We start from the raw sequence: 6487 nt of genomic DNA, 5'->3' as shown, positions 1-6487 counted from the left end.
AGTGATTCCATCTCCCTCGCTTGCTAGTTTATTTTCCCAGAAATACCTTCCGGGTGTCTGTATATAAACTATATAGAAGGCGAGAGTTTTCCACAAGCAGTAGGGTGATGTAAAAAAATACCAAAGAAGCAGCCAACTTTTCCACAGATCGCCATGTCATCTGTAATATTGTGGAAAACTATAGGCAAAAAGGGGATAAGTCATATAGTAGGGTACAGATATGACACATTTGCAAGATTGATACCTTGAATATTTAACAGAGATACGATAGAATAGTACAGATATGCCAAAGCGAACACACCAACCACATACACGTCACCGTGCCCGCACGCACGGTTTTCGTGCTCGCGTCTCGACCAAAGCTGGCCGTGCCGTGATCAAGCGCCGCCGTATTAAAGGCCGCGCTCGCCTGACGGTCTAAGATCCGCGGGACAACACCTACCATAAACACCTTGCCTCGTTGCGAGGTGTTTTACTAGTGTTGTATACTGTAAACTACTCATGTTAGCCCAAAAACACCGATTCCATGGTCATGCCAGTCTCAAATATGTCTATCGCAACGGCGCAGTGAGTCGCTCACGTCTATTTATGGTGCGTGCAGTTCCCAATTCCCGTCGCATGGATCCGCGCTGCAGTGTCGTGGTGAGCAAAAAAGTCCTCAAATCTGCCGTGGGTCGCAATCGTATTCGCCGTCGCGTCTACCACTTACTACACGCTCGCTTGGCTGAGTTTGTTGGTGCGCAGGACGTAGTGGTAATGGTCTGTACTGCCGAGGTGGCACTCGTGCCGTACGAGGAGCTTATGGCGCAGCTCTATACTCAGCTGACCGATGTTGGCGTATTCGCGCCACAAGAGTAAAAATGGTATACTGACTAATAGTAAATAATCCGATGAGGAAGGTGAAGTAAGTGAGTCCGTTTGATCTGATAGTGGTGCAACCGATTTTTAATGCCCTGATGGTGATTTATGGGTTGATTCCTGGGGGCGATTTTGGTATCGCGGTTATCATCTTCACTATCATTATCCGCATGCTCATGTGGCCACTCGTGAAGAAGCAACTTCACCAAGTAAAAGCGATGCGCAAACTCCAGCCGGAACTGGTGCGTATCAAGAAAAAGGCCAAAGGCAACAAGCAGCTTGAAGGCATGATGATGATGGAGCTCTACAAGAAGCACAATGTCAATCCGTTTCGCACGGTGTTGATTCTACTAGTGCAGCTACCGATCTTTATCGGTTTGTATCATGTTATCCAGATCTTTACCCTACACCGTGACGAGCTTGCCAAGTTTACCTACGGGTTCCTTGAGCAGTGGCCACCTGTCGCCCACCTCATCCAGTATCCGGATTCGTTTAATCAGAACCTGTTCGGTGTTATCGACCTAACTCAGCACGCGATTAGTTCGAGCGGCGTGAGCTGGTTCCTCGTCTTCCTGGCGGTAGCGTCGGGCGCATTGCAGTATATTTCGTCCAAGCAAACCATGCCGCAGCAGGCCAGTAGTGATAAAAAAGGTCTACGCCAGCTCATGGCGGAAGCAGCCGATGGCAAACAAGCTGACCAGTCTGAAATCAATGCTGTAGTAATGCAGAAAATGACCAAGTTCCTACCTGTCTTCATGACGGCAATTATGCTTACCTTGCCTGGTGCTATCGCGCTCTACTATGCAGTCTCCACGGCTGTAGCGGTGCTGCAGCAACATATCTTGCTCCAGCGCGACGAAGAGGAGATGGAGGAGATTGCCGATATCGCCACCGACGCCACCGAAGCGGCCGAGAAAAAGGCTAAAGCCCGTGAAGCCAAGGCTCACAAGGCAGAGGTTGTCACGACAGCTCCAGTTGTAAAATCCAAGTCCCAAAAGTCCAAGAAAAAGAAGCCAAGCCAAAAAGCTACTGTCCGTGTCGTCGCAAAGACATCAGGCAAAGGAGGCAAATCATGAATCAGGAACAATCAGCTGCCTTGGCGCAGAAAACAGTCCAAGATATCATTTCGTTTTTTGAAATCAATGTTGAAGTAGTAGCAAGTGTTGAAGATGGTGTAATCAACATTTCGGTGGGTTCAAGTGAGCTCAATAGCCTCTTGATTGGCCGCAATGCCGAGACGCTGCGTAGCCTGCAATCTATCGTCGCGAGCGTACTGCGCAATCAGAACGCCGAGCTGCAGCGTGTCAACGTCGATGTGGCAGACTACAAGCGCCAACGCGCCGATAAGCTTGCCGAGAAAGCACGTGGCTGGATCGAAGAAGTGCGCAAAACAGGCGATAGCTACGTGGCCGATCTCAATGCTGCCGATCGCCGTGTGGTACACCAGGTTGCGACCGAGTATAGCGATATCCGCACTTTTTCTGAAGGCGAAGGCCGTGATCGTCGCCTGATTATCGCTCAGGCAAGTTCGTAGCGCCAGCTGTCATTCCGGGCCCTGGTCCTGGAATCTCATCAATTAAGATCAACTTCACTCTAAGGCGATCCGATACTGCGCCAACGTCTCTTCGGCCATCTTGCGCCATGAATACTTCTCGCGCTGCACTTTTCCCTTCGAGATCAATTCTTCTCGCAAAGCATCGTTGGTCAATACGTCATTTACTGCGCGCGCGATATCATCGGTGTCTGTCGGGGTGAAATAGTGAGCTGCGTCGCCGAGCACTTCTGGCATGCACGACGCATTACTACTCACGACGGGCGCGTCGTACTGCATGGCTTCAAGAGGAGGTAAGCCAAATCCCTCCATGAGCGAGGGGAAGACATAAGCTGCGCAGTTCTCGAATAGCCAGTCGCGCTGATCATCTTCGACAAAGCCTGTGAAATGGATATTTTTATACTCGTTTTTATCAAAGTACGCTTTAGTCATCTCGGCACTTTTGTTCATGCGACCGACAAGAATGAGACCAAGGTCGGGGTGGGTCTCGAGTAGTTTCTGGTGTGCGTCACCGAGGCGCTTGATGTTTTTGTAGTCGCTTTGCTGCCCTACATAGAGTAGGTATCGTTTGAACGGCGTGTCGTATGGAGTTACTTTTCCGGCCTGGAGTTTGTCGGCAGCTTCGTAGGTGACAACAGTTTTGTGCTCAATCTTCGGGTGAAATGCCTCCAGTTCATGCTTGACTGTCCATGTCGGTGTGAGAATCCGGTCGCTCGATGCGCAGACTCTATGAAATACGAAACGACCAACAAGCTGCTTGGCATGAAAGACAAACCAGTTTTTATCGGAATTATATGTATTGAGGAGTGTCAGATCATGAAACGTCGTCACGTGGCGGCCCTGGTAGAGGATAGGCTGTTGGGGCATACAGAAGTGCACAAGATCGGCACCGAGTTCGTCGAGGTATTTCTTGAACCCTAGTTGCTCCCCGAACGAGTAATTAGCAAAATCAATAGTTTGGATCGTAAAATTGGGGTTGGTTGGAGTATAAAAATCCTTGTCTTTTGTTGGTACCAGAACTGTATATGTATTCTCGTGGTCAATTTGCTCCAGATAATTTATCAACCGCTCTACGTACCTACCAGTAGAACTATTGATAATACGAGCGTCGATCGCAATATGACTCATGTGGTGACTCCTAGCCTTGTTTGTATTGCCGGAGCGATGTCGGTCACACTGTCTACTACGGTTACCCCAGCGTCTCGCAGCTGCTGTGATTTGTAGACGGCAGACTCAGACTGGGTACCGAGTATGGCGCCAGCGTGGCCAAGCTGCACACCGGCTGGAGCGGCATGGCCGGCGATGTAGGCGACGACAGGCTTGCTGGCGGATGTTTTGATATATTCGGCGGCTTTATTTTCGCTCTGCCCGCCGATCTCACCAATCAATACGACTGCATCGACGCGCTCGTCGGCTTCGAACTGCGCCAGGCAGTCGACGAAATCCAAGCCTTTTATTGAGTCACCACCAATACCGAGGACACTTGCTTGGCCAAGTCCGGCACGCGTCAGATCACTCACTGCTTCGTAGGTAAGCGTACCGCTGCGACTCACGACGCCGATACGACCAGGTGAGAGGATGTGGCTAGGGATGATGCCGAGTTTGGATTGGCCAGGCATAGCGATACCGGGGCTATTTGGGCCGACAAGTACGCAGTTGCTCGTACTGAGCTTCTGGCGGACGGCTAGCATGTCGTGCACGGGGATACCTTCGGTGATACAGACAATGAGCGGGATATGTGCGTCAATAGCCTCGAAGATGGCGCCGCGAGCAGCGCTGGCGGGGACGAAAATAACAGTGGCGTCTACCTCATGCTCAGCTTGGATATCGCGAACCGTGCGGTACACGGGGATGCTGTCGACCGACTCCCCCGCTTTGTTTGGTGATGTGCCAGCTACAACATTTGTACCATAGTCACGCATAGCGCGCGCATGAAACGACCCATGGGAACCGGTGATACCTTGGACGATGACGGATTTAGGCGCAAAGACGCTAGACATTATGAGCTCCTATTGCAGCTACGGCTTCACCGAGTGACGGATAGAGCGGAAGTTGCGATTCGGCTAATATCTCTTTTGCTTGGTCTACGTTGGTGCCGTCAAGGCGAATATAGAGCTGGGGGAGATTGGCAATTTCCTCGCGAGCCGCGAGGATGGCACGCGCCACCTCGTCGCAGCGGGTGATACCGGCGAAGATATTGATGACGATTGCATCCAGTAGTGGGTAGGTCATGAGCTCGTGAAACGCTGCGAGTACAGTGTCCTTACTTGCTCCGCCACCAATATCTAGGAAGTTTGTGGGTGAATAACCTGCAGCAGACACGGCATCGACTGTCGCCATGGCGAGGCCGGCTCCATTGGCAATAGTAGCGACTACGCCCTGTTTGTCGAGCTCGACAAAATTGGCGCTTGTGGGTTTGTCGTAGAAATCCCAGTCGGGGTGACGAAAGCTCGCGGCATTGTCGAGCTCCATTTTGCAGTCGGCTGCCACGAGTATGCCACTGCGCGTCAGGACGAGAGGGTTAATCTCACACAGCAGCGCGTCCTGCGTACGCATGCAACCGACAATCTTTCCGATGAGTTCGCCTAGTGCAAATTCTTGTGACTCTAGACCAAGATATTCTGCCAAGCGAAGCGCCTGTGTCTCTGTAGTGTCATCGGCTACTTCGCGGAAAAACGCATCAAGTGGCTGTGACTCAATATCCACACCACCATCTTTGTGCGCCATGAGTACGATTGCCTGCTCGTCGCGATCGACAGATACATTCAGGTAGAACTCGCGGTCGATGTCGAGCAACTCCTCGGCAAGTACGCTGGTGGCTGTATAGCCATCGATATCCGCTACGAAGACCGAACGCACCGCTTCGGCGAGTTTCCCCTGCTCACGTACGAGCTGTATACCGCCAAATTTATTGCGGCGACCAGTGAGTACTTGTGCCTTGATGACAGCGGGGAACACTTCGGGTAACTCGTCTGGGGTGTGCAGCAGCTGAGAGTTTGGTACTGCAATACCGCTAGTTGCGAGGAGTCGCTTGGCTTCGTATTCGAGTAAACGCATTATCTACTAGTGTACTATTTCTTGCCAGTGAAAAGCGAGCGGAATTTGCGCAGACCCGTTTGATCCGGCGGAAGGTCGGGCCAGAGGATTGATTTAATATAGTCGTCACCTACCTTTTTATCTCTCTGGATTTTGTGCCTGGCGGGGAGGGCGTGGAACCAGAAAAGAGGGATCTGCCACAACCAACCTTTGAGTGCCGGTATAACACCTCCGTGTATGATTGCTTTGAAAAATATGAGGGTATAGGCAATGATGAGACGGGCGCCCACTGGTAATAATAGAGGCGCAGGGATGTTTTTGATATAAACGAGTGGTAGGTTTTTGAAATAATGCATCGTACGAACAGCTGGATATTTATTGAACGTACCCCCTTGCTCGTGGTAGAGTACAGCCTCAGCGCAGTAATACATCTTAAGTCCAGCGAGCTGGGCGCGAAAACTAATATCGACATCTTCAAGGTAGGCGAAAAACGTTTCATCGAATAGTCCTATCTCTCGGAATACTTTTGCATTATAGAGGGTGCCGCCACCTGTTGCACCAAATGTTGGCCCCGAAACTGCCGCATGTGCCGCCGGGCGGTTGCGATCGCGTGGAAAAGGCAGTCCCCATACAGAGTATTGTTCACCTGTGCTATCGATTGTTTTGCCGCTACTATGGAGCATGAGGCCGGTTACGATATCGCTCTTGGTGTCGTGTGCGCAGGAGACAAGTTGCTCGATCCAGTCGGGGGCGGGTAGGGCGTCGTTGTTGAGGAGTGTCACGAAATCATACTTATGCTCCAGCGCATGGCGAATACCAGTGTTGACGCCACCCGCGAAGCCAGTATTGACAGGATTTTGCAAAAACGCAATCTGATGTGCCGCCGTGTAATCCCGCAGCTGTGTCGTATGTGTCGAGGCGTTGTCGACGATGATTGGTGTTATATCTTGGTAGGTCTGACGAGCTAGCGAATCAAGACACTCGATAGTCTTCTCTTCGGCATTGAAATTTAGTACGACGACTGCAACGCTACTCATATAT

Annotated in this window: 8 protein-coding genes; 4 read left to right on the top strand and 4 right to left on the bottom strand. The window is 51.1% G+C overall.

Annotation, left to right across the window (positions count from 1 at the left end):
• Positions 1-283: 283 nt before the first annotated feature.
• The 4 genes from rpmH to GII36_RS05860 all read left to right on the top strand — a co-directional run bounded on the left by rpmH (position 284) and on the right by GII36_RS05860 (position 2392).
• Complete coding sequence (rpmH, locus tag GII36_RS05875; RefSeq protein WP_260763433.1) at positions 284-421, top strand: 50S ribosomal protein L34; 138 nt, start codon at positions 284-286, stop codon at positions 419-421.
• An 80-nt stretch (positions 422-501) separates the two neighbouring features.
• Positions 502-858 (top strand): ribonuclease P protein component, encoded by a 357-nt coding sequence (gene rnpA, locus GII36_RS05870; protein WP_260763431.1) that lies wholly within the window; start codon positions 502-504, stop codon positions 856-858.
• Between the two features lie 50 nt (positions 859-908).
• On the top strand, positions 909-1934 hold the full coding sequence (locus GII36_RS05865) for a YidC/Oxa1 family membrane protein insertase (protein ID WP_260763429.1): 1026 nt from the start codon (positions 909-911) through the stop codon (positions 1932-1934).
• Positions 1931-2392, top strand: coding sequence for a Jag family protein (locus tag GII36_RS05860; protein WP_260763427.1), 462 nt, complete (start codon positions 1931-1933; stop codon positions 2390-2392). The genes GII36_RS05865 and GII36_RS05860 overlap by 4 nt, the downstream gene beginning before the upstream one ends.
• Before the next feature lie 54 nt (positions 2393-2446).
• Here the strand turns inward: GII36_RS05860 and GII36_RS05855 are convergent, their stop codons facing one another.
• Genes GII36_RS05855 through GII36_RS05840 form a run of 4 tightly spaced genes read right to left on the bottom strand, consistent with a single transcriptional unit; the run spans position 2447 to position 6483 of the window.
• A complete protein-coding gene (locus tag GII36_RS05855) occupies positions 2447-3538 on the bottom strand; it encodes a glycosyltransferase family 4 protein (protein WP_260763424.1) in 1092 nt (363 codons plus the stop codon).
• Positions 3535-4410, bottom strand: coding sequence for a succinate--CoA ligase subunit alpha (gene sucD / locus GII36_RS05850; RefSeq protein WP_260763422.1), 876 nt, complete (start codon positions 4408-4410; stop codon positions 3535-3537). Before sucD ends, GII36_RS05855 begins: the two co-directional genes overlap by 4 nt.
• Positions 4403-5467: an ATP-grasp domain-containing protein gene (locus tag GII36_RS05845; protein WP_260763421.1), complete on the bottom strand. Its 1065-nt coding sequence runs from the start codon at positions 5465-5467 to the stop codon at positions 4403-4405. Before GII36_RS05845 ends, sucD begins: the two co-directional genes overlap by 8 nt.
• A gap of 14 nt (positions 5468-5481) precedes the next feature.
• Positions 5482-6483 (bottom strand): glycosyltransferase family 2 protein, encoded by a 1002-nt coding sequence (locus tag GII36_RS05840; RefSeq protein ID WP_260763418.1) that lies wholly within the window; start codon positions 6481-6483, stop codon positions 5482-5484.
• Positions 6484-6487 lie beyond the last annotated feature (4 nt).

The organism is Candidatus Mycosynbacter amalyticus, from assembly GCF_025273655.1.
GTDB lineage: Bacteria > Patescibacteriota > Saccharimonadia > Saccharimonadales > Saccharimonadaceae > Mycosynbacter > Mycosynbacter amalyticus.
This window is presented reverse-complemented; position numbering and strand designations above follow the sequence as displayed.

Excerpts from the sequence above, each read along its gene's own strand:
- sucD (WP_260763422.1), bottom strand. The coding sequence starts at position 4,410 with ATGTCTAGCGTCTTTGCGCCTAAATCCGTCATCGTCCAAGGTATCACC.
- GII36_RS05855 (WP_260763424.1), bottom strand. The coding sequence starts at position 3,538 with ATGAGTCATATTGCGATCGACGCTCGTATTATCAATAGTTCTACTGGT.
- GII36_RS05840 (WP_260763418.1), bottom strand. The coding sequence starts at position 6,483 with ATGAGTAGCGTTGCAGTCGTCGTACTAAATTTCAATGCCGAAGAGAAG.
- GII36_RS05845 (WP_260763421.1), bottom strand. The coding sequence starts at position 5,467 with ATGCGTTTACTCGAATACGAAGCCAAGCGACTCCTCGCAACTAGCGGT.
- rpmH (WP_260763433.1), top strand. The coding sequence starts at position 284 with ATGCCAAAGCGAACACACCAACCACATACACGTCACCGTGCCCGCACG.
- GII36_RS05860 (WP_260763427.1), top strand. The coding sequence starts at position 1,931 with ATGAATCAGGAACAATCAGCTGCCTTGGCGCAGAAAACAGTCCAAGAT.
- rnpA (WP_260763431.1), top strand. The coding sequence starts at position 502 with ATGTTAGCCCAAAAACACCGATTCCATGGTCATGCCAGTCTCAAATAT.